Source organism: Lysobacter sp. TAB13 (genome assembly GCF_052113885.1).
Taxonomy (GTDB): domain Bacteria; phylum Pseudomonadota; class Gammaproteobacteria; order Xanthomonadales; family Xanthomonadaceae; genus Lysobacter; species Lysobacter gummosus.
The window spans coordinates 1-20,917 of record NZ_JBFRDR010000007.1; the positions used below are offsets into that span (position 1 = coordinate 1).

Here is a 20,917-nt window from a genome sequence, read left to right on the forward strand (position 1 = left end):
GCCTGGACCGGCGCGGCGCCGACGGCGGCCGCCGATGCGGCCGCGGGCGTGGCGACGGCGGTCTGCGCCGAGGCGGGCGCGGCCCGCTCGGACGAAGACGAAACCGCCGCGGAATCCAGCTCCCACTTCGGGCACCCGGCCAGCGCCAGCACGCCCATCAACAAGGCCGCGCGCGTCAGCAGCGGGCGCATGCCCGGTCCTCGCTCGCGCAGTGATACATCGATGATTCTTCTCACAGCGGTTCTCCCATCGCGACAATCGCGGCGGCCATGGTGCACGCGCACTGCGGCGCAAGTTGCAAGCAACTTTCGGAACCGCGGCCGCTCATGCAGTTTCGATAAATTTCGCTGAGCGAGTGTGTTCCTTGGCGATTTTGGTCACGGTTCCAGGCCGGTTTCTTCCTCCGCGCGCTCGCCGCCCGGTCAGCCGGCGCGGACGTGGAAGCGCCCTGGGCGCGCCTGTCAACGTACTTACCGGCGACATCGGCCTGCTCTATGCTTCCGCCCCACCCCAAAGGAGCGAGCATCGTGGATCTGGAAACGATTGGAGCGGTTTTTCAAACCGACGACGTGCAGGAAGTCAACAAGCGCCTGGAAGACAGCTGGGTGATCATCGCGATCGCCACCGGCACCCGCGCCGACGGCCAACCGTGGATCCTGTACTCGCTGGGCGAGCAGTACGAGGACGAAGAAGACGAAGAGGATGAAGAAGAGGGCGACGAGGAAGAGGAAGAAGATTCCGAGTAAGCCCGGCGCAGATCGCGCTTCGAACTTCGTTTGAGCGCCGTGGAGGGGCCGAATGCCCTCCGCGGTCGCGCGCATCCTCAGGCGCCGGTCCGCCCCAGGCCCCAGCGTAAGCCGAGCCAGCCTTGCAGCGGCAGGCTCAGCACCAGGCCGGCATTGAACCAGCGCGGGAAGTCGCCGCCCAGTTGCACCACCGCGTAGACGGTGGCGAGCCCTATCAAGCCCAGGCACGCCAACGCATGCCCGCGCGCGGCCGCCGAGGCGCAGCGCGCCGCCGTCGTAATCGCGGCGATGCCGCCGGCGATCGTCCAGGCCAGATCCCAGCCCAGGCGCGCATTGCCGCCCGGCGCGAGTCCCAGCCAACGCGCGACCTCGCCGCCGGCCAGATTGACCAGCACCAGTGCGGCGGCCGCCGCGGCCATCGCCAGCAGCGTGCGCAGGATCAGGCGCATGGGGGTTCGCGGGACACAGTCGGTTTCATAAGAGCTTGTTCGAAGTCTGTGCTGCGGGTGTGGGGTGTCTGCGCTTTTGATCGTGATTCCCGCGAACGCGGGCTCTGCTTTGCTTCGGCGTAGCCGAATATCCAGCGGCTTCAAACGTTCTCGCACGAAAGACACTGGATGTTCGGCTACGCCGAAGTAAAGCAGAGCCCGCGTCCGCGGGAATGACGGGCCTTTGAAAGTCTCGCGGCCGCTCGTTCGTGTTTTCCATCGCAGCCGTCGCGGCAAGGCCGACAAGCGCCGTGGCTTGCGATGTCCTGCCGGGCCACGACGCCGATAGTATCGTCCCAGGCTCGACACAGCCGCCTGCGTTCGCACCTGCGAACCCCGCTTTCGTCGCCCGCACGCCGGCTTCGTCGCGCGCGCATTGCGGCCGCACACGGCTCAGCGGTATCCGTTGTGTACGCAGTTCTTCAAGCGCGACCTCCATGGGCGCTGCGCCACCTGCATCGTCGCCGGCTGTCGCCGCCGGCATGCGGGGCGGATGCGCTCGCCTCGAATTCGCGGCCGACTCGCTACGCCTACCGGGACAGTCCAATGCACAGAAGATTCGTACTCGCGCTCGCCGCGACGCTGTTGGGGATGCAGGCGCAGGCCGCGCCGTCGTCGATGTCCGATCGGCGCATCGTGGAAGATATCGCCAGCGATGCTGGCATTACGCCATGTCAGGTACGGCAAGCGCTGGCCGAGCAGTTCCCCATCGCCGCGGAGCAATACGTCATGCATCCGTCCACGCGCGGACGCATCGCCCGCTTGGTCCGGGAACACCACGACGCGCAGCACGCCGAGGCAGCCGCCGGTTCGCCGCGGCCGGACAGTTGCGCCGGGCACGATGCAGCGCCGGATACGATCGATCGCAGCCGCGGCGATTCCCGCAGCCACTAGCAGCGCGGCGATACAGGACGATCACGCTGGATTCGGCGAACCCAGCGTGATCACAACCTGCCGCCTCAGGGCGCGGGAATCGGATCCAGCGGATTGCCCGGCGCGATGTTCGCGCAGTTCTGCGGCGCCGTGCGACCGGCGAAGCGATCGTTGACCCATACCAGCGTCTCGGGAATCCACACCGCGGCGGCGCCGACATGGCTGAGCAGTTCGCTCTGGCCGTACTGCACCTTGACGCCGCGCGAACAGTAGTCGCGAGCCAGCGTGCGCACGTCGCCGGCGATCATGACGCCGTCGCCGCGGCCGATGCCCGGCTTGTTGCCGAGGGTTCCCTCGAGTTCGCCGCCGGCGCCCTGGCGGATCAGCAACGGCGCCGACGGCGTGCCGCCCGTGCCCATGATCAAGTCGTTCGCCAACTCCACGAACACCGGAATGCGCTCGGGCGTGGCGTATTCGGGCTTGGCGATCGAGGCCCAGGTCAGTCCCGGGTATTGCGCCAGCACGTTGATGATCGACGCCTTCTTCAAGCGCTCGCTGAGCTGTTTGCCGTAGTCGTTGAGGTAGGGCGTCAGATCGACCTGGAACGAACGCGACACGCCGACGATGGCCATCGGCATGATCCCCGCCCACACCGCGCTGCCATCGACGTAATGCAGGTTGTGCGCCGGATGCACCAGTACCCCGCCCATCGACGAGCCGACGATGCGCCGGTCGATGTCGGGCGCGTAGGACGGCGCCAGTTCGGCCGCCCACTCGGTGGCGATCGCACCGCCCGAGTAACCGACCAGCGCGACCTTGGTGTCGCCGGCCAGGCCGACCGCGGGCGAATTGAAGGTGGCGCGCACCGAGTCCAGCGTGTTCATGCCGTACTCGCGCCCGGCGGCGAAATTCGCGCGCTGGCCCTGAGTGTCGGAGATCACGATGCTGTAGCCCTGCGACAGGAACGGCGCGATCAGCGCCGTCTCGACATTCGGAATCAACCCGCCCAGGGTCAGCCCGCCGGAGATCGCATACGACGGCTCATCGTCGGGATTAAGCGAGTCGTAGAAGGACTGGTACGAGATCAGTTTCTGCCGGCCGAGCGCGAACACCGGCTGGATCACCGAGGTGACGTTGACGGTCGGCTGGCCGAGTTGTCCGGTCGAGCGATACAACAGCTGCGTGGTCTTGATCGGCAGCGCGAAGCCGACCACGTGATACGGAACGGTGCGCGTCTTCAGCACCGTGCCGGGGGCGATGTTTTCCAGCGGCGTGTCGCCGGTGTACTGATAGAACGGATCGTCGCCCGGCGCTAGCCTGGCTTGCGCCGAACCGGCCGCGCCCGCGATCGCCAGCGATGCAGCCATCAGCGCGGCGCGGCGGCGGCTGGTGTGTTTCGTCTCGGACATTTCGTGCTCCCGGATTGGGGGTATCGACAGGACGCCGCACCGGCATCGGCGCGGACGGTAACAAGGCGACGGTCGCCAGCGCGCGCCGTTCGATCAAGCCGCGATGCACCATGCAGATGAACATGTCTTCGAACGTTCAGCTGCGCGGCAGCGCGATTGCGGCGTCGGCGATCGCGGTGATTGCGATGGCTCTTAAGTACAGACGCGGCCGATCGTAAAACCCGAACGCGCGAGGCTGCCGCGGACGCGGAAAGAACCGAATTTCGATTCAGGCAATTCAGCGCGCTCGAACGAAGCGCATTGCCATCGCCGCCTCGCTACGGCGATGCGGACGAATACAGCGCTTTGAACCCCTCGCGCCACGAACGGATCTCGGGTTCCCAACCCAACTCGCGCCTGGCCTTCGCGTTGGACGCGCCGCGCTGCTCGTTCATGATGTAGACCAGCATGTCGCCGAGCGCGCGCCGCGCATCGCTTACCGGCAGATGCGCCGGCGGCGGCGCTTGCAGAAGCTCGGCGACGACCGGCAGCCATTCGCTCAGGCGCGCGGGCTCATCGTCCACGATGTTGTAGATGCCGGGCGCAGCGCCGGTCAGCGCTTGCATCGTCGCTCGCGCGGCGTCGCGCAAGTGAATGAAGGAGTAGGTTCCTGCGCCCTCGCCGACGATGGGCGCGCGGCCTTTGCGCACCGAACGCGGGATCGAGTTGGCGGGGTCGTAATTGGTGCCGGGCCCATAGAACCAGCCGTAACGCAGCACCACGCCCTCGATGCCGTCGGTGTTCAGCGTCATCCGTTCCATTTTTTCGACAGCCTGCACCAGCGGCCGGACGGCCTCGGGTGCGTCGAGGTACAAGGGCGTACTTTCGTCGCTGAGGCCTTCTCCGTGCGGCGAGCAGACAAAAGAGATGCTTTGCGTGATCAAGCGCGCCGCCCCGGCCGCGCGCGCGGCTTCGACAAGATTGCGCGTGCCTTCGCTGCGAACGCGGTTAGTCTGCACGAGCGGATCGGCCTGGGTTTCGCCGAAGGCCGTCAACTGGTGGATCACGATCCGCGGCTTGACCTGTGTCACCACGTCGATGAGTTTCGCCGCATCGAACACGTCCGCGATCACCGCCTCGGCGCCCATCGCCCGCAACGCCGACGCGTTGTCCGGCGAACGCGTCATAGCGGTGACGCGATGCCCTTGCGCCACCAGCATCGGCACCAGGCAACGTCCGATCGCGCCCGAACCGCCGGCGATAAATACCTCCATCGAAGCCATCTCCCGTTTGATCGCGCAAAGCGAAGCCGGCACCGGCGCATGTTCGGCCTGTGCGCAATCGGCCGTCAACCGGCGCGGGCCACGGATCGCGCCGCGCGGCTGCGTAGAATGACGGCCCCGCGGCGCTCGCCCGCGTCGCCGAGTCGGTACGCATGCTTTCCATCGCGCTTACACGCCGCAGGTTGTGGCTGCTGTTGTTTGTCTCCGCCAATGCGCTCGCGTCCGACGCGGCGCCGGACACCGAGCAGGCGAATGCGGCTTACCGCCGCGCCCTGGATGCGCAAAGGCGCGAGCAGGCCGGCACGACCTCGCCGCTGATGCGCAGCATGCTCGATTCGATGAAGATCGCCGCCGTGCAGGGCTGCCAGCGGGTCGATGCGGAGCAGACCGCCTGCATCGTCAAACTCGACGCGCCGATGCGCGACGGCTATCAGGCCTATCGCTTCCGCGCCGACGGCAAGGACTGGCGGATCGTGCAGGACGCCGACACCCCGGCGCCGCAGCCGACATTGGCGCGGGCACAGGAACTGGTACGCGGGCATTTGAACGGACTGGCCGCGCGCAACCCCGACCGCAAAAAGGCCGAGGAATTTCGCCGCTTCGCCGCCGGCCTGAGCATGACCGCGCTGAATTCGTGTCAGCTCGACCGCGACAGCGGCGCGGTGGAATGCGATGGGCAGTGGGACAGCGCCAGCGAGGGCAAGGGCGGAAAGCCCTTACGCTTCGGCCTGAACGCCGCGGACTGGTCGCTGCTGGCGGATTGACGGCGCCGGCCCCGCAAAGCCGCGATGCCGGCGCGAATCAGAACCGCTCGCCGACCGGCAGGTAGCGCCACTGTCCGACCGGCATCTTGCTCAGCGAGATCCGGCCGATGCGCAGACGCTTGCTCGACACCACCTGCAGGCCGACCTGGGCGCACATATGCCGCAATTGCCCGCCCTGCGGGTTCTTGATCGCGAAACGCAGGCGGGTTTCGTTCTGCCAGCTGACCTTGCACGGCGCCAGCGGGCGGCCGCGGTATTCCAGGCCGTGGGCGAGGCGCTTGAGGCCGTAAGGCCCCAGCTCGCCACTGACCTCGACCACGAATTCCTGCTCGATCTGCGCGTAATCCTCGGTCAGGCGGCGCCAGATGCGGCCGTCCTGGCTCAGCACGACCAGGCCGGAGGCCTCCGCGTCGATCGGCATCAGCGGGGTCAGGCGGTGGAAATGGCGCTTGAGCAGGCGCACTCCGGAGACATCGCCCTCGGCACGGGCGGCCGGCACGACCAGGCCGGGAATGTCCATGAAATCCACGCCGGCCGGCTTGTGCAGCAGCACGGTGGCCGGTTCCGCCGGCTCCAGCCGCGCCTGCGGGTCCAGTTCGACCTGCTCGGTGGAGACCGGCGCCTGCGGCTCTTCCACCACCTCGCCGTCCACCCGGACCCAGCCGCCCTCGATGTACTGCTGGGCTTGCGCGCGCGAACAGCCCGCCAGTTCTGCGACGCGTTTATCTAGACGGAGAGGCTCGGACATGGAAAAAGTCGGCGGGAAAGGCGCTAAGTGTAAAGATATGCGGGTGCCCGGCGGTAAATCCCCCGCCGCTGGACCGATTTCATTCATTAGGACTAGATGAAGACTCCCACAGGCTTGCAGGCGCTGATCGACGACGGCGTCATCGATGAAGTGATGCGCCCGCTCAAAAGCGGCAAAGAGGCGGCGGTGTACGTGGTGCGCTGCGGCGAAGAGGTGCGCTGCGCCAAGGTCTACAAGGACATGGCCCAGCGCAGCTTCCAGCAGCGCGTGCAGTACCAGGAAGGGCGCAAGGTGCGCGGCAGCCGCGAGGCGCGCGCGATCGGCAAGGCCACCAAGTACGGACGCAAGCAGCAGGAAACCGCCTGGAAGAACACCGAGGTGGACGCGCTGTACCAGTTGCGCGAGGCCGGCGTGCGCGTGCCCGAGCCCTTCGGCTATTTCCACGGCGTGCTGGTGATGGAACTGGTGACCGACGCCGACGGCCATTCCGCGCCGCGCCTGGGCGAGGTCGAACTGGCGCCGGATCAGGCGCGCGGCTTCCACCGCTTCCTGGTGAGGCAGGTGGTGAAGATGCTGTGCGTCGGGCTGATCCACGGCGATCTGTCCGAATACAACGTGCTGGTCGCGCCCGACGGCCCGGTCATCATCGACTTCCCGCAAGTCGTCAGCGCCGCCGGCAACAACGCCGCGCGCACGATGCTGTTGCGCGACGTCAACAACCTAACCGCCAGCCTGGGCGCCTGGGCGCCGGAGCTGCTCGACACCTGGTACGCGGAGGAGATGTGGGCCTTGTTCGAGGCCGGCGATCTGCATCCGGACAGCGAACTCACCGGGACCTTCGTCCACGATGAGTCGGTGGTCGATCTCGACAGCGTGCGCCATGCGATCAACGACGCGCGCGAAGAAGCTTTGATCCGCCAGCAGGGGCGCGAAGCCGCGGCGGCCGAGGACTGACGCGAGCCCGCATGGCGACGGCCATGCGGGCTCGTTCCGCGGCGGCGCGACCGGCTTGCGCGCCGCCGCTTTCAACGCATCAGCGGTCCTTGAGGAAATCGCGGATCAACCCGGCGATCTGCGGCCCGTGGGTTTCCAGCGCGAAATGGCCGGTGTCGAGCAGATGCACCTGCGCATCGGGATTGTCGCGACGGTAGGGCTCCGCGCCGGCGGCCAGGAAGATCTGATCGTTCTTGCCCCAGATCACCAGGGTCGGCGGGCGATGCTTGCGAAAGTAGGCATGCCACTGCGGATACTTGCTCAGGTTGTGCTGGTAATCGAAGAACAGCGCCAGCTGGATGTCCTTGTTGCCGGGGCGCTCCAGATAGGCCTGATCCAGCGCATACGCATCCGGGCTGACCAGACTCGGGTCGCGCACGCCGTCCAGGTACTGCCAGCGCGTGGCCTCCGCCGACAAGCCGGCCTTCAACAGCAGTTCGCGATTGGCGGCGCTGTTGTCCTTCCAATAGGCCTTGATCGGGTCCCAGAACTTGCCGATGCCTTCCTCGTAGGCGTTGCCGTTCTGCACGACCAGCGCGCTCACGCGTTCGGGATGCGCGCTGGCCAGACGGAAGCCCACCGGCGCGCCGTAGTCCATCAGGTACAGCGCATAGCGCTTGAGCCCCAGTTGCCGGGTGAAGCCGTCCATCAACGCGGCGTAGTGGTCGAAGCTGTATTCGAATTTATCCAGTGGCGGCGCCGCGCTCTGGCCGAAGCCGGGATAGTCCGGGGCGATGACGCGATAGCGGTCGGCCAAGCGCGGCATCAGGTCGCGATACATGTGGCTCGAACTCGGGAATCCGTGCAGCAGCAACAACACCGGCGCATCGCTCGGGCCGGCTTCGCGATAGGCGATCTCCACGCCATCGACGACGGCTTTCCGATAGTGGACGACGCTGGCCTGATCCAGCTGCGCGGCGAGAGCGGGGGTTTCGGCTTGCTGCGCCGAGGCGAGGCCGGGCAGCGCCAGGGCGATAGCGATCACGAGTACGGACGCGGCGGCACGGCGCAGGCGCGAGGCGGGACGCAGCACAGGGGACGGGGCGGACATGGCAGGATTCCTTGAGTGAATTATGAACCGAACGATCGGTACAATAGGCTCGGGTATGATTCCCGTCAACTACGGCATCGCAGCCAATTTCGACACTTCATTGTTCCGCCGGCGGCCCCGCCGGCCGCCACCACTAAACCGAACGGTACAGACAGGTCCGCCTATGCCCGCCCCTCAATTCACGCGCGAAACCGTGGTCGACCGCCTGCTCGGCGCCTTCCGCCGATACGGCTACGACGCCGCCTCGCTGGGCCAGTTGTCCGGCGCCACCGGCCTGGGCCGCTCCAGCCTCTACCACTACTTTCCCGGCGGGAAGGAAGACATGGCGCGCGCCGTCTTCGATCACGTCGATGATTGGGCGCGCGATGCGATCTTCGCGCCGATCCACGCCTCCGGCCCGCCCGAGCAGCGGCTGCGGCAAGTGATCGGCGTGCTCGACGAGTTCTACGACGGCGGCGCGAAAGCCTGCTTCTTCGGCAATCTGGTCGTAGGCGACGCCGGCGTGGTGTTCAAGGACCGGCTGGGCGCATCGCTGCGCAAACTGATCGAAGGGTTCGCGCGGCTGGCGAAGGAAAAAGGCGTGTCCGAGCGCGAAGCGCAGCAGCGCGGCGAAGACGCGGTGGTGCGCATCCAGGGCGCGCTGATCGTCTCCCGCGGTCTGGGCGATCCGGCGCCGTTCCGGCGTGTGCTCAAGCGGCTGCCGAACGATCTGCTGGGCTGAGGTTTGCCGCGGCGGTCAACGCCGCATCGGCGCCGACAACGCCAGCAAGCGACCGGCGGCCTCCAGCACCATGCCGCGCGCTTCGCCGGCGCGCATGACCAGGTAATGCGAGAACGGATTGGCGATGGCCGTCTTCGATACGCGCACCAACGCTGCGGATTCCATCGCCTCCTGCGCCAGCGGCGTGCGCAGCAGCGCGATTCCGAGTCCCGCCTTCGCCGCCGCGAGCACCAGGTCGTAATCCTCGAAGCGCCGATCCGCGGCCTTGCTGCGAAAAGCGGCGCCCTGGCTTTTCAGCCACGCCTTCCACTGGCTGGTATCGGAGTCGTGCAACAGCGGCGCCTCGGCCAGACGGCTCGCCGGCGCGTGACCTCCCCACTCGCCGGCCAGTTCCGGCGAGGCCACCGGAATCAGTTGCTCCTTGAACAGCAGCTGTGAGGAAACATCACGCCACTGGCCTTTGCCGTAGCGCACCGCCAGATCCACTTCGCCGCCGGCCAGATCGGCCAGGCGGTGTTCGATGATCAATTCGACCCGGCGCTGCGCGGGGAAATCCTGCAGCGCGCGCATCCTCGGCAACAGCCACAGGCGCGCGAACGAGGGCACCAGGCTGAGCCGGATCACCGGCAATTCGCGGCGCGGACGCCAGCGGTCGGCGGACTCGCTGATCGAGCTCAACGCCTGCTCCACCTGGGCGATGAAGCGCTGCCCGGCCGGAGTCACTCGCACGCCGCGGCCGTGACGCTCGAACACCGCCGTGCCCAGCCAGTGCTCGACCGCGTGCACGCGCCGGCTCACCGCACCGTGGGTCAACCCGAGGCGCTCGGCAGCCGCGGTGAACGAGCCGGTGGCGGCCGCGGCGATGACGGCGTTGAGGCCTTCCAGCGGCGGCAGCGGCTTCGAGCTGTGCATGTGCCGCACAGCTCATCACCGATCGTCGCGCTATGTCAACCGCGGCGGCGTCGCTTCAATAGGCTCCTGCCCACTGAAGCCGCAGGCCATGCGCTCAACACCGCCGCTGCATCGAAGCACACCCACGCGAGTCGGTTCGACCTTGCTGACTTCGCTGGGCCTGGCCTGCGGCGCGCATGCGCAGGAAGGCCCCACGCACAAGGCCGGCGACGCGTTCGGCCATCGCATCGGCCAGGAAAGCATCGGCCTGTATTCCGAATCGTTGGTGCGCGGATTCAATCTGCAGGAGTCGGGCAACTACCGGCTTGAGGACGCCTACTTCGTGCGCGCCGCCAATCCTTCCGACGCGGTGGTCGAAGCCGTGCGCGTGCGCGTCGGCTCGCAGGCCCTGGACCTGGATTTCCCGGCGCCGTCCGGGCTGGTCGATTACCGCTTGATCGCCGGCGACCGGGAACGCAGCAAGCTCGAACTCGGCTTCCAGCACCTGAGCGACAACAACCCGCGGCCGTATCTGCGCGCACACGTCGCGCGCCGATCGAACGATGGAAACCTGTCGTTGGCCGCGGGCTTCATCGGTTCGCACAGCGCGCGCTACATCTTCGGCAACGAGGCCGAGTACTACGGCATCGGCCTGGTGCCGCGCGCGCGCCTGGGCGAGCGCTGGCAAATCACCGGCGTGCTGACCCGTTACCAACACCAGTACCAGGCCGATGTGGGATTCACCCCCGCCGGCACGCAGGCGCTGCCCAGGCCCGAGCGGCTACGTTACCTGGGCCAGCCGTGGTCGCGTTACGACACGCGCAACAGCACCTACGGTTTGATCGCCGCCACGATCGCGCGCGACAACGCCTGGGACTACCGCTGGTCGAGCTTGTACTCCGGAGTCAATCGCCCGCGTTCGGACTTCAACCTGTTCGACGCCGTGCAACCCGACGGCCGCGCCGAAGCGGCGACCGTGGTCGCGCGCGGTCGCAGGATCGAAGCCTGGGGCCACGAAGCCGTCGCCAGTTACGACTGGACCGGCGCGCGTCAGCGTCACGAACTCACCGGGCTGGCGCGGCTGCGCCGCTCCGACTACCGCAATCCGCACGTGGATTATGTGCGGATCGGGCCGGTGTCGATCCTGGAAGGCACCACGCGTATCGACGGCCCCGGCGCGGTGAGGGGCGCGCCCTACTCCACCGCCGCGATCGATCAGTACGAATTCGGCCTGGGATGGCAGTACCAGCATCAGGACGGCTTCGCCCTCAACCTCGGCGCGCGCCGCGCCCACATCGAACAACGCTCGCATCCGCTGACGAGCCCGAAGCATTCGCGCGCCTCGGCCGCGTGGCTGCACAACGCCGCGCTGGTGGTTCCCTTCGGCCGGCGCACGACGATGTTCGCCGCGACCGCGCGCGGCATCGAAGAAGGCGTGAGCGCGCCGGAAAACGCGGCCAATGCCTATGAAGTGCTGCGGCCGATCCTCGCCCGCCAGCACGAACTGGGCGTCAAATGGCAGGCGCGGCCGGATCTGGCGCTGCTGGCGACGGCGTTCGAAATCGAAAAGCCCTCGCCCGGGTTCGACAACAACGCCGTCTATCGCTACCTCACCGAGGTTTCGCATCGCGGCATCGAACTGTCGCTGGCCGGCGACCTCGGCGAACGCTTGAGCGTCGTCGCCGGCATCACCCAGATGCAACTGCGTCTGCGCGGCGAACCGGTCGCGGACGGGTCGATGGGCAAGCGTCCGCTCGGGCGCTCGGCGCGGCAGGCGCTGCTCAACCTCAACTACCGTCTCGCCAGCGTGCCGGGGCTGTCGATCGACGCCGACGCCAACTACTACGGCCCGCGTCCGGCCGATGCGCTCAATCGCTTCGACACGCCGGGCTATGCCGTGCTCAACCTGGGCGCGCGCTACCGCTTCGATTGGGCCGGCACGCCCGCGGCCGTGCGGCTGCGCATCAACAACGCGACCGACCGCTACGCCTGGATCGCCGGCACCAGCGGCATCCAGACCTACGAGCCCGAGCGCAGGATCATGCTGAGCCTGACCCTGGGCGATTAGTCGAAGCGCGGATCGTGACGCGCCGCCGCCGCGCTCTCGGCACGCGGTCGCAGAATCGGTTCAGCGCCGTTCGCCGGTCCGCGCTCATCACACCGAAATCGCAAACGCGGGTCCACGCTGGCCGCTGGTCCTGCCGGCAGACGCGCGATGCAACGCCAGACCCTCAGACTGAAACGCAACAACGGCACGCACGCCAATGCGGCGGCGCTGGCCGAACTGGCCGTGGTGGCGATGAACGGCGTGCCGGGCATTACCTCGGCGCGGGTCGATCGCCGCGAGTCGGATGATCTGGTGATGTCGTTCCTGTACGCCGGCCGCGGCGACGCCAGCGTGCCGAAGGAATACTTCGAACGCTACGGGCTGGTGCAATCGCTTTGACGCCGTGCTGATTAAAGCCGCGCCGTTCGCCTCCGGGAAACCCGCACATGGCCACCTATCTGGGGCTGCTCACGATCATGGCCGGCGTGTATCTGCTGCTGCACGGCCTGTATTCCCACGCCCATCGACGCGCCATCGGCGCGACGGCATCGCCACTGCGCCGCGCGCGACTATCCAATCGGATGTCGAGCAGCCTGATGTTCGGCGCCGCATGCGTGATCGGCGGCGTCTATCTGACGCTTTGACGTGCCATCGGACAGGCCTCGCCGCCACGATCGCAATCACCCGATCTTCACCTGATCCGAAGCGTCGCACGCCCGCGACCGCCTCGACGCGGCCGCGATGGAAAAAGGTGACGTGCGATGCGTTGGCGCCGGTTTCGGGCCGATATCCTGCACTCGCCACGTCCGCGTGATCTCGCTAGTCTGCGTCCATGCACACCGTGGCCCTGCTCGTTTCCGAGGCGGCTTGCGCATGCCGGGGCGATCCCCGGCACCGTGTACGGCCGTCACGCCGCCCGATCGCGTGACCTGTAGTCCGCACGTCTCCCTCGCCCCTGCGCAGGTGCCGCCATGACTCGTAAAAGTTCCGAACGTGGGCTTCGCTTCTGGCTGTTGTCGGCCTACGCCTGGGTGATCGCCCTGGTCGGCGCCGCGCTGGCTTATGAAGGCGCGCAACTGGTCGCCGCGGGCGGCTCTTGGTACTACGTGCTCGCCGGTGTGGCGGTATTGGCGTCCGGCGTGCTGATCGCGCTGCGCCGGCGCGCCGGATTTTGGCTGTTCGGCGCGACCTCGGCCGCCACCATCGCCTGGGCCTTGTGGGAAGTCGGCCTGGACGGCTGGGCGCTGATTCCGCGCCTGGCCTGGATTTCGGTGCTGGGCCTGGTGTTGCTGCCGCTGTGGGTGGCGGCGAAACGCTGGAAGCTGCCGCCGTCGGGCTTCGGCTACGCCCTGGTCAGCGCGGTGCTGCCGCTGGCGGGCGCGGCGCTGGTCTTCGGGCCGCTGCTGTATCCGTCCACGATCGAGCTGGCCGCGCCGTCCGCGCAGGCCAACCCCGCGCCTTTCAGCCGCGCCGTGGTCAACAGCCCGGACGGCAACGTCGCCGCCAATCACGACGCCGGCAACTGGACCGCCTATGCCGGCTCCAACTTGTCCAATCACTACACGCCCGGCGATCAGATCACTCCGGACAACGCGAAAAACCTGAAGCTGGCCTGGGAGTTCCACACCGGCGACTTGAAACCGGCCGGCTCCAACCTGGGCTATGCCTTCCAGAACACGCCGCTCAAGGTCGGCGACTTGCTTTACATCTGCACGCCGACGCAGAAAGTCATCGCGGTGGACGCCGCTACCGGTCAGGAGCGTTGGCGCTTCGATCCCAAGACCAACCCGAAGGCGATGGCCGGCGTCGCCGCCACCACCTGCCGTGGCGTGTCGTACTACCAGGCCCCGCCGGGCACCGCCGAATGCCCCACGCGCATCTTCTGGCCGATGGTCGATGGCCGCCTCGGCGCGCTCGACGCGCAGACCGGCAAGCTGTGCACCGGCTTCGGCCAGCAGGGCTTCGTCGATCTCAACGCCGGCACCGGCAACACCAAGCCCGGCTTCGTCGGCCCGACCTCGCCGCCGGTGGTGATGCGCGGTGTGGTCATCCAACCCACCGGGCAAGTGCGCGACGGCCAGGAACGCGACGCGCCCTCGGGCGTGGTGCGCGCCTTCGATGCGATCAGCGGACAACTGCGCTGGGCCTGGGACCTGGGCAATCCGGCGATCACCGCCGAACCGCCGCCGGGCCGGACCTATACGCGCTCCACGCCGAACGTGTGGACGCTGATGGCGGCCGACGACGAACTGGGTCTGGTCTATCTGCCGACCGGCAACGCCTCGGGCGATTTCTTCGGCAAGCAGCGCACCCCGCAGGAAGAGGAATACACCGCGACCCTGGTCGCCGTGGACGCGCTCAGCGGCAAGGAGCGCTGGCACTTTCGCACCATCAATCACGATCTGTGGGATTACGACCTGGGCCCGCAACCGAATCTGGTCGATTGGCCGATGGCCGACGGCTCGGTGCGGCCGGCGGTGATCCAGGCGACCAAGTCCGGGCAGGTGTTCGTGCTCGATCGCGCCACCGGCGCGCCGATCATGCCGGTCCAGCAGATCCCGGTTCCGCAGGGCACCGATCACGGCGACTGGACCGCCAAGACCCAGCCGGTGTCGCCGGGCATGCCCAACACCGTCGGCGCGCCCAGCAAGACCTATGAAACGCTGAAGGAATCCGACGCCTGGGGCATCACCCCGTTCGACCAACTGGCCTGCCGCATCCAGTTCAAGAAGCTGCGCTACGAAGGCATGTTTACCCCGCCGAGCCTGCAGGGTTCGCTGTCGTACACCGGCAATCACGGCGGCATCAACTGGGGCGGCGTCGCGGTCGATCTGCGCCGCGGCATCATGGTGATGAACAGCAATCGCCTGCCCTACACCGAGAACGTCTACCCGCGTGAGGAAATGAACAAACTCGGCGTGGTGTCGGTGTTCAACGGCAAGAGCAAGACGCCCGGCTACATGGCGCAGGAAGGCCTGGCCTACGGCGCGCGCAAGGAACCGTGGATGTCGCCGCTCAACACCCCGTGCGTGGCGCCGCCGTGGGGCTACATCTCCGGCGTCGATCTGCGGACGCAGGAAGTGATCTGGCGCCGGCCGCTCGGCACCGGTTACGACCAGGGGCCGATGGGGATTCCCTCGTACATGAAGTTCGAACTCGGCACGCCGAACAACAGCGGCTCGCTGGCCACCGCGGGCGGCGTGACCTTCGTCGGCGCCTCGCTGGACAACTTCATGCGCGGCTTCGACACCCGCACCGGCGCGCTGCTATGGGAAACCCGCGTGCCCGCCGGACCACAGGCCGCGCCGATGAGCTACACCATCGACGGCAAGCAATACATCGTCGCCGCGGTCGGCGGCCACGACCGCATGGAAACCAAGCCGGGCGACAGCGTGATTGCGTGGACGTTGCCGGATGAGGCGGGCAAGGCGAAATAAAAAGGCGCGGCCGAAATCGTTCGGCCGCGCCGGTCTTGTTTCAGCGGCATGCTTGGGCACCGCAGCGATGGTCTCGGCGCCTCAGCTTATGAACGCACGCACATACTCGTTGTAAGCATCGCCCAGCGGCAGATCGAGGTCGCGCGTCAGGCGCCGCCGCTGCGCGGTTACGTCTTCGCCGGTCTTCGGGTTGACGGCGGGTATCTGGTAATCCTCCCAGAACACCGCCACACCGCGCTTTTGCCACGACGGCAGATCGTTGAAGTTGATTCCGTGCTGGAACAGCAGCTCGTTCTTGCCGGCGGTGGACAGGCCGAGCAAGGCCGCGCTGGCGGTTTGCGCCGATTCCCCGCGCTTGCGCAGCAGCCAATAGCAGTGCGCGCTGAGGGCGTTGCGATGCGCGTCTTCATGGCGCCAGCGGAAGTAATCCATCACGCTGGCCTGCGACGGCAACTGGCACACGCGCGCATCGAAACTGGCCAGCCCGCCCAATCCCAGCGAAAACTTGGCGCTGGCCTCACCGGCCAGCACCGAGATCAACTTGCGGGTCTTGCGGCCGAAGGTGGTATCGTCCTGACGCAGCAACAATGAGATCTCATCGCTTTGCGCGTAGCCGTACACAGCGCCGATCCCGCATTCCATCAGGTGGGTGACGGTGTCCAGCATGAGATCGCGGAAACGCGGATCGAACGGCGCCTCGAACGGCCAGGTCTGCTTGGTCAGCCGGGTGAAGTTCTTTCCGTCCAGGCGCACCACGATGTGCAGGCCCGGAAGCACGCAGTGATCGTGCGCGGTTTCGTAGACGCGCATGCGCGCATCCAGGTCTTCAAACTTCATGCAGATACTCCGTTACCGTGCACGTGCTGCCGTGGGTGTCCACACGGTAGAGATGGTCGAAACCTTCCTCGGGCGAAGGGCGTTCGAACTTCTTCAATGTAGACAGGATCGCCACGTCCGGCACCCGCGCCTTGCCGCTGCGCTGCTCGTTACGCGAGCGCAAATCCTCCAACGGCAGTTCGAAACAGTAACCGACCACCGCGAAACCGTGAGCCCGGGCCAGAGAGATGTAGCCCGCGCGCTGCTCGCGGGTGGGATTGGTGTTGTCCACCACGAACCGCTGCTTCATCTGGAAGCAGGCATGCAGCAGCAGTTTCTCGCGATGCCGGGTCGCCAGCATGTCCAGATTGACCCGGACATGCGTGTCGAAAAATCGCTCCCGGTAGAACGTGGACTTCCCCGCGCCCTGTGCCCCCATGAACAACAGCATTTCCATGACTCGTACCGCGTATCCCTGTCGCCGGCCACCGAGGATACGAATCGCGTCGGCGCTGTACCAGCCCCGACGCGATCGAATCAACCGGCTATGCGTGTCATCGGCGCAAGCCAATCACACCGCGCCGCTGCGCTCTTCCGCCACCGGCAACGGCGCCAGCGGCGGTTCGTCGGCCGAAGTCACCCGCCCGACCCACCACGCCGAGCACAGTGCCAGCGCGGCGGCGATCCAGCCCACCGTGCCGTAGCCCACGATGTGGCCGCCGGCGTCGGTGCTGAGCATCAGGCCGCCCAGCCACGCGCCCAGGCCGGTGCCCAGCGACATCATCGCGCTGTTGGCGCTGAGGTAGGCGCCGCGCTGCGCGGCTTGCGGGACCGTGGTCTGCAGCGCCTGCAACGGCACCATGCGGCCGTTCATCGACACCATGAAGAACGGGAAGAACATCAGCATCGCGACGAAGCCGACCGCGGGCAGATGGGTGATCAACAACACCGGCAGCAACGACACCACCACCGCGATCCGGTACACCAGCTGCTTGCCGTAACGGTCGGCCAGGCGCCCGATCAGGCGCGAGGTGAAGAACGCCGCCACGCCGCCGGCCATGTACATCCACGACAGCTGCGCCGGGTCGATGCCGTGGTTGGCGACCAGCATCGGCGAGATGAAGGGGATCACCAGCATTTGCGAGGTGGTCAACATCAAGGTCAAAGCGAAGGCGTTGAGATGGCGCGAGCTTGAGAACAGCTTGAACAGATTCGGCAGCGCCTGGCTCAACGGCACCGGCAACCGCGACAGATGCTGATTGAGCGGCGGAACCAGACGCGAACCGCCGATCCACACCAGCACCGACAAGGCCACAAGCAGCCAGAACGGCGCCGACCAGTGGAAGTGCGCGCCCAGCAGCACGCCGGCCGGAACGCCGAGCACCGAGGCGATGGCGAAGGACGTCATCACCGTGCCGGTGGCGACGCCGCGTCGCTGCGCGGGCACCACGTCGGCGATGATCGCCATGATGATCGAACTGAGCACGCCGCCGCTGATGCCGGCGAACGCGCGCGAGGCCAGCAACAAGGCATAACTGTCGGCCAGCGCGCAGGCCAGGTTGGAGACCGCGAACAGCGCGTACATGGCCAGCAGCAGTTTGCGCCGGTCGAAGCGGTCGATGTAGGTGGCGGCGAGCAGGCCGGACAGGCCGGCGCAGATCGAATAGGCCGACACCGCGGCGGCGAACTGCGCCGGCGATACATGCAGCGCATGCATGATCTGCGGGCCCAGCGGCATCATCACCATGAAATCCATGATGAGGGTGAACTGGGTCAGCATGAGCAGCCACAACAGGCGCCGCTCTTGGGGAAGGGGTAACGAGTACATGGGGGTCCTTGCGGTCGGGGCGGCCGCGATCGTGGAGATTTCAGTCTTCGAAATGGTCGTGCACATCCTGCGCGCCGCGCTTCCAGTAACCCGAGGCGTGCAGGCGCGATTTGTCGATGCCGCGTTGGCTCAGCAGATGCTGGCGCACGGCGCGGATCGCGTTGGATTCGCCGGCGGCCCAGACATAGCCTTCGCCGCTGGGCAGCGGCAGTTCGCTCACCACGCGCAGCAATTCGTCGCCGTTCGCGGATGACGTGTTGCGATAGCACCACAGGATTTGCAAGGTCGCGGCGGTGGCGAAATCGATGCACGCGCTCGCATCGGCGACTTCCACCACCGCGATGGCGAGCGTCGTCGCCGGCAGCTCCTGCACTCGCCGCGCGATCGCCGGCAAGGCGGTGTCGTCGCCGATCAGCAGATGCCAGTCGAACCCGGGCGGAATCACGCGAGAGCCGCGCGGGCCGCCGATGCCGAGGTACTGCCCGACCTGCGCCTGCATCGCCCACGCCGTGGCCGGGCCGGCATCGTGCAGGGCGAACTCGATATCGAGTTCAAGCGCAGCCGGGTCGAAACGCCGCGGGGTGAAATCGCGCACCACCGGACGCGGCGCATCGGCGGCGTAGCTCAGGCCGTTGGCGCCCAGTTCCGGCAGCACCGGGCGATCCTGCCCGGGCGCGGGGAAAAATACTTTGACGTGATCGTCGAACGAAGCGGAGGCGAAGTCGCGCAGGTCCTCGCCGCTCAGAGTGACGCGGCGCAGATGCGGCGTCACCGCCGCCACCCGAGCCACGCGCAACAGGCGCAGTTTCAGCGGATGGCGGACGCGCACGACCGCCAGGTCGTCGGGTTGTTGCATGCAAAGGCCTTGTGTCGGCGTATGCCGGCTGGAGTGGGGAACCACGGGAGCGCGCGGACGCGGCGAAGGTCAGTCGTTGTCGCCTTCGATTTCGCGCGTCGCCCGCCGCAGGATTTCGGCGATCCGGCGCTGCTCGGCGGCGGGCACGTTTTCGTGGCGGAACAACGCGGTTTTCAAAGCGCGCCGGGCGTTGATCAACTCCGGCAGCCAGCCGTCTTCGCCGGGATCGTTCGGGTCTTCGCCGGCCAGCGCGCGCCGCACCGAATCCATCTTGCGGGCGATATGCGTCAACTTGGCGAACATCATATCGACGCGTTCGCGGTTGGCGGCCAGATGCGCGCGGCCCGGTTCGGCCAGCGCGTAACGCTTGCGGTTGCCTTCGACTTCGACGGTGACGTAACCCAGTTCTTCCAGGTAAGTCAGCGCCGGATACACCATGCCGGGGCTGGGGCTGTAGAAACCGTTCGAACGCGTTTCCAGCGCCTTGATCAATTCATAGCCGTGGCTGGGCTGGTCTTCCAGCAGGGCCAGCAGCAGCGATTGCAGATCGTCTGAGGTGAACTTGCGGCCGCGCGGGAAACCGTCGCCGCCGTCGAAGCCACCGGGGAAACCGCCGCCGCCCGGGCCCGGGCCGAAACCGCCCCGGCCACCGCGGCCACCGCCGCGGTGATGGCGGCCCGCGGCCTCCGAGAAGGCTTGGCAGGACGATCGGTCGAAGCGGGAAAATCCTTCAAAATCAAAGGGCCAACGTTGGCCATGGAGGAAATGACGAAACATGAGAGGAGTACCTTAACTATCAGAAGATAGGTCTTAAGATATATATCGTAAGATACGTCGTCAAGCGCCGGAACCGGTCGCGGGCGACCGTTCGTCGGCAGGTTCGGGCCCGGATCTTCGGACGGATCGCAGGCAGCAAAGGACGCCCTCGCGGACGATGGCGCACGCGCCGCCCGCCCACAGCCGCGAGCCACCGTTGCATTCGTTCAAAGCGCCGCGCGCGACGCCGCCGCGACTCAACCGGCCGGATCGGCCCACGGCGCTTTTTCGAACTTGCGCGCCAGATAGTCGATCAAGGCCTGCACCCGCTGCGGCCGCATGCGTCCGGGCGGGGTGACGATGTGCAGCGCGATCGGCGGCGGCGACCACTCCGGCATCGCCGCTTCCAGCTTGCCGCTGCGCAGTTCGCGCCAGACCAGGAATTCCGGCTGCAATGCCACGCCCAGCCCCGCCAACAGCGCCGGATTCAAGGCTTCGGCGTTGTTGACGCGCAGCGGCGCCGGCAGGCTGATCGAGAAATCGCCGTGACGCTTGTGAGTGAAACGCCAGGCATTGCCGAACCGCGAGTAGGTGTACAACAAGGCGCGATGCTCGGTGAGTTGGCGCGGATGCGTCGGCCGGCCATGGGTTTCGAAATACCCCGGCGAGCCCACCAGCACGATGCGCACGCCGCACAGGCGCCGCGCCAGCAGGCTCGAATCGGCCAGCGCCGAGATCCGCAGCGCCAGATCGTAGCCGCCGCCGACCAGATCGGTGACGCCGTCGTCGAACACGATTTCCAGGGCGATGTCCGGATAGCGGCGCATGAACTCGGGCAGCAGCGGCGACAGATGGGCGATGCCGAACGACATCGGCACGGCGATGCGCACCTGCCCGCTCGGGCTCTTGGCCTGCGCGGTGATTTCCGCTTCCACCGCCTCGCCCTCGGCGAGGATGCGGCTGGCGCGTTCGAGCGCGCCGCGGCCGCTTTCGGTCAGCGACATGCGCCGCGAGGTGCGATGGAACAGCACGGTCTTCAGGCGCGTTTCCAGCCGCGTCACCGCCTTGGACACGGTCGCCTGCGACAGCCCGAACTCGGCCGCGGTGCGGGCGAAGGAACCGGTCTCGGCGACTTTGGCGAAGATCGCCCAGGCTTCCAGGTCGGGCAGCTTGTTCATGTCTGTTTTGGAAACGATCGTTTTCGATTGGTTCGATTCTAAAGCCAGTCGCA

At 67.1% G+C, this 20,917-nt stretch carries 22 protein-coding genes; 9 read left to right on the forward strand and 13 right to left on the reverse strand.

Annotated features, from left to right (window positions below; genetic code table 11):
* A partial coding sequence (locus AB4Y92_RS10295) for a hypothetical protein (RefSeq protein ID WP_441819548.1) occupies positions 1-191 on the reverse strand: 191 nt, incomplete at its 3' end.
* A gap of 336 nt (positions 192-527) precedes the next feature.
* Here AB4Y92_RS10295 and AB4Y92_RS10300 point away from each other — a divergent pair.
* Complete coding sequence (locus AB4Y92_RS10300; protein ID WP_441819549.1) at positions 528-746, forward strand: hypothetical protein; 219 nt, start codon at positions 528-530, stop codon at positions 744-746.
* A 77-nt stretch (positions 747-823) separates the two neighbouring features.
* On the opposite strand, the gene AB4Y92_RS10305 is transcribed toward AB4Y92_RS10300, so the two are convergent.
* Positions 824-1,195 (reverse strand): hypothetical protein, encoded by a 372-nt coding sequence (locus AB4Y92_RS10305; protein ID WP_441819550.1) that lies wholly within the window; start codon positions 1,193-1,195, stop codon positions 824-826.
* 585 nt (positions 1,196-1,780) lie between these two features.
* Here AB4Y92_RS10305 and AB4Y92_RS10310 point away from each other — a divergent pair.
* Complete coding sequence (locus AB4Y92_RS10310) at positions 1,781-2,128, forward strand: hypothetical protein (RefSeq protein WP_441819551.1); 348 nt, start codon at positions 1,781-1,783, stop codon at positions 2,126-2,128.
* A gap of 65 nt (positions 2,129-2,193) precedes the next feature.
* On the opposite strand, the gene AB4Y92_RS10315 is transcribed toward AB4Y92_RS10310, so the two are convergent.
* Entirely contained in the window at positions 2,194-3,516 is a 1,323-nt protein-coding gene (locus AB4Y92_RS10315) for a lipase family protein (RefSeq protein ID WP_441819552.1), read from the reverse strand.
* A gap of 317 nt (positions 3,517-3,833) precedes the next feature.
* The gene (locus AB4Y92_RS10320; protein ID WP_441819553.1) at positions 3,834-4,769 is read right to left on the reverse strand and encodes an NAD-dependent epimerase/dehydratase family protein; all 936 of its coding nucleotides are present in this window, start codon (positions 4,767-4,769) and stop codon (positions 3,834-3,836) included.
* A gap of 161 nt (positions 4,770-4,930) precedes the next feature.
* Here AB4Y92_RS10320 and AB4Y92_RS10325 point away from each other — a divergent pair, with 161 nt between their 5' ends.
* The gene (locus AB4Y92_RS10325; RefSeq protein WP_441819554.1) at positions 4,931-5,542 is read left to right on the forward strand and encodes a hypothetical protein; all 612 of its coding nucleotides are present in this window, start codon (positions 4,931-4,933) and stop codon (positions 5,540-5,542) included.
* Positions 5,543-5,579: 37 nt separating this feature from the next.
* Here AB4Y92_RS10325 and AB4Y92_RS10330 read toward each other — a convergent pair whose 3' ends face one another.
* A complete protein-coding gene (locus AB4Y92_RS10330) occupies positions 5,580-6,290 on the reverse strand; it encodes an rRNA pseudouridine synthase (RefSeq protein WP_441819555.1) in 711 nt (236 codons plus the stop codon).
* Positions 6,291-6,386: 96 nt separating this feature from the next.
* On the opposite strand from AB4Y92_RS10330, the gene AB4Y92_RS10335 reads away from it, so the two are divergent.
* The gene (locus AB4Y92_RS10335; protein ID WP_441819556.1) at positions 6,387-7,244 is read left to right on the forward strand and encodes a PA4780 family RIO1-like protein kinase; all 858 of its coding nucleotides are present in this window, start codon (positions 6,387-6,389) and stop codon (positions 7,242-7,244) included.
* A gap of 79 nt (positions 7,245-7,323) precedes the next feature.
* Here AB4Y92_RS10335 and AB4Y92_RS10340 read toward each other — a convergent pair whose 3' ends face one another.
* On the reverse strand, positions 7,324-8,334 hold the full coding sequence (locus tag AB4Y92_RS10340) for an alpha/beta fold hydrolase (protein WP_441819557.1): 1,011 nt from the start codon (positions 8,332-8,334) through the stop codon (positions 7,324-7,326).
* 163 nt (positions 8,335-8,497) lie between these two features.
* Between AB4Y92_RS10340 and AB4Y92_RS10345 the strand changes: the two genes are divergently transcribed.
* On the forward strand, positions 8,498-9,055 hold the full coding sequence (locus AB4Y92_RS10345) for a TetR/AcrR family transcriptional regulator (protein ID WP_441819558.1): 558 nt from the start codon (positions 8,498-8,500) through the stop codon (positions 9,053-9,055).
* 15 nt (positions 9,056-9,070) lie between these two features.
* Here the strand turns inward: AB4Y92_RS10345 and AB4Y92_RS10350 are convergent, their stop codons facing one another.
* Positions 9,071-9,967: a LysR substrate-binding domain-containing protein gene (locus tag AB4Y92_RS10350; RefSeq protein WP_441819559.1), complete on the reverse strand. Its 897-nt coding sequence runs from the start codon at positions 9,965-9,967 to the stop codon at positions 9,071-9,073.
* A gap of 88 nt (positions 9,968-10,055) precedes the next feature.
* Here AB4Y92_RS10350 and AB4Y92_RS10355 point away from each other — a divergent pair, with 88 nt between their 5' ends.
* The 4 genes from AB4Y92_RS10355 to AB4Y92_RS10370 all read left to right on the forward strand — a co-directional run bounded on the left by AB4Y92_RS10355 (position 10,056) and on the right by AB4Y92_RS10370 (position 15,430).
* A complete protein-coding gene (locus tag AB4Y92_RS10355) occupies positions 10,056-12,014 on the forward strand; it encodes a TonB-dependent siderophore receptor (RefSeq protein WP_441819560.1) in 1,959 nt (652 codons plus the stop codon).
* Positions 12,015-12,161: 147 nt separating this feature from the next.
* Positions 12,162-12,392, forward strand: a complete 231-nt coding sequence (locus AB4Y92_RS10360) for a hypothetical protein (RefSeq protein ID WP_441819561.1) — start codon at positions 12,162-12,164, stop codon at positions 12,390-12,392.
* 47 nt (positions 12,393-12,439) lie between these two features.
* Positions 12,440-12,637 carry a hypothetical protein gene (locus AB4Y92_RS10365; protein ID WP_441819562.1) on the forward strand — a complete coding sequence of 66 codons (198 nt, stop codon included), beginning with the start codon at positions 12,440-12,442 and terminating at the stop codon, positions 12,635-12,637.
* 366 nt (positions 12,638-13,003) lie between these two features.
* Positions 13,004-15,430, forward strand: coding sequence for a membrane-bound PQQ-dependent dehydrogenase, glucose/quinate/shikimate family (locus tag AB4Y92_RS10370; protein ID WP_441819734.1), 2,427 nt, complete (start codon positions 13,004-13,006; stop codon positions 15,428-15,430).
* 81 nt (positions 15,431-15,511) lie between these two features.
* On the opposite strand, the gene AB4Y92_RS10375 is transcribed toward AB4Y92_RS10370, so the two are convergent.
* The 6 genes from AB4Y92_RS10375 to AB4Y92_RS10400 form a co-directional block, all read right to left on the reverse strand.
* Positions 15,512-16,267 (reverse strand): tRNA(His) guanylyltransferase Thg1 family protein, encoded by a 756-nt coding sequence (locus AB4Y92_RS10375; RefSeq protein ID WP_441819563.1) that lies wholly within the window; start codon positions 16,265-16,267, stop codon positions 15,512-15,514.
* Positions 16,257-16,703: an AAA family ATPase gene (locus tag AB4Y92_RS10380; RefSeq protein WP_441819564.1), complete on the reverse strand. Its 447-nt coding sequence runs from the start codon at positions 16,701-16,703 to the stop codon at positions 16,257-16,259. Before AB4Y92_RS10380 ends, AB4Y92_RS10375 begins: the two co-directional genes overlap by 11 nt.
* A gap of 114 nt (positions 16,704-16,817) precedes the next feature.
* Entirely contained in the window at positions 16,818-18,074 is a 1,257-nt protein-coding gene (locus tag AB4Y92_RS10385) for an MFS transporter (protein WP_441819565.1), read from the reverse strand.
* Between the two features lie 40 nt (positions 18,075-18,114).
* Complete coding sequence (locus tag AB4Y92_RS10390) at positions 18,115-18,930, reverse strand: siderophore-interacting protein (protein WP_441819566.1); 816 nt, start codon at positions 18,928-18,930, stop codon at positions 18,115-18,117.
* Positions 18,931-18,999: 69 nt separating this feature from the next.
* Positions 19,000-19,707 carry a PadR family transcriptional regulator gene (locus tag AB4Y92_RS10395; RefSeq protein WP_441819567.1) on the reverse strand — a complete coding sequence of 236 codons (708 nt, stop codon included), beginning with the start codon at positions 19,705-19,707 and terminating at the stop codon, positions 19,000-19,002.
* A 236-nt stretch (positions 19,708-19,943) separates the two neighbouring features.
* Positions 19,944-20,864 (reverse strand): LysR substrate-binding domain-containing protein, encoded by a 921-nt coding sequence (locus tag AB4Y92_RS10400; RefSeq protein WP_441819568.1) that lies wholly within the window; start codon positions 20,862-20,864, stop codon positions 19,944-19,946.
* Positions 20,865-20,917 lie beyond the last annotated feature (53 nt).